Source organism: Clostridium sp. MT-14 (assembly GCF_042436595.1).
Classification (GTDB): domain Bacteria; phylum Bacillota; class Clostridia; order Clostridiales; family Clostridiaceae; genus Clostridium_B; species Clostridium_B aromativorans.
This window is the reverse complement of sequence record NZ_JBHMIY010000091.1, coordinates 1-841: the sequence shown is the minus strand read 5'-3', so window position 1 is coordinate 841 and position 841 is coordinate 1. Positions and strand designations below refer to the sequence as shown.

Genomic DNA, 841 nt, shown 5'->3' with positions numbered 1-841 from the left:
TAATGAAACAATTTGTTAATTTTGTTTCATTAAATATGATATTGAAAGTATAAATTACAAAGATCTTTAAAGATTTTATTTAAAGAATTATTTAAATGACAAAAAATATTATGAAACGTTTTTTATGTTAAATTAATAAAAATTATATTTGGGGGTTTATTTATATATGACAGTTGAGCCAATAAGAGATAAACATAAAATAAAACAGATTTATTATTATTTAAAAGGGAAAGATTTAAAGTATGGATTAATGCTGAAGTTCGGGTTAAATACGGGTCTCAGAATAAGTGACATATTGCCGCTAAAAATCAAAGATATTTTTACTGTTTCTTGGGAATATAAAGATTATTTGATATTAAATGAAAAGAAAACTGGAAAAGAGAAAAAAATTAAGTTAAATAATGCAATTAGAAAAGAAATAAATAATTATGTAAAACAAAGAAACGTTGTGTTGGAATCATATTTGTTCCCAAGTCGTAAAGGTGGGCATATAAAAAGGATTCAGGCCTATAGAGTATTAAAAGAAGGTGCTAATATATGTGGAATTGAGAATTTTGGAACACATAGTTTAAGAAAAACCTGGGGGTATTGGACATATAAAATGTCTAAATATAATATAGGATTGATAATGGATACTTTTAACCATAGTTCTCAATATATAACACTTCGATATATAGGAATAAATCAGGATCAAAAAGATGAATTGTATTCTCTTGTTCAATTTTAATATATGCTGAAAATTGTACTAGAAATTTGTATTAAAATGACAAAACATATAGACATATGTGGTATTATATGCTATATATATGTTATGAAACAAAATTAACAAATTGTTTCATTA

Annotated in this window: 1 protein-coding gene; it reads left to right on the top strand. The window is 23.7% G+C overall.

Annotation, left to right across the window (positions count from 1 at the left end; all coding sequences use genetic code 11):
• The first annotated feature begins 166 nt into the window (after nucleotides 1-166).
• A complete protein-coding gene (locus tag ACFHWD_RS20630) occupies nucleotides 167-727 on the top strand; it encodes a tyrosine-type recombinase/integrase (protein ID WP_150357914.1) in 561 nt (186 codons plus the stop codon).
• Nucleotides 728-841: the final 114 nt, after the last annotated feature.

Coding starts and splice junctions, on each gene's coding strand:
- ACFHWD_RS20630 (WP_150357914.1), top strand. CDS start 167: ATGACAGTTGAGCCAATAAGAGATAAACATAAAATAAAACAGATTTAT.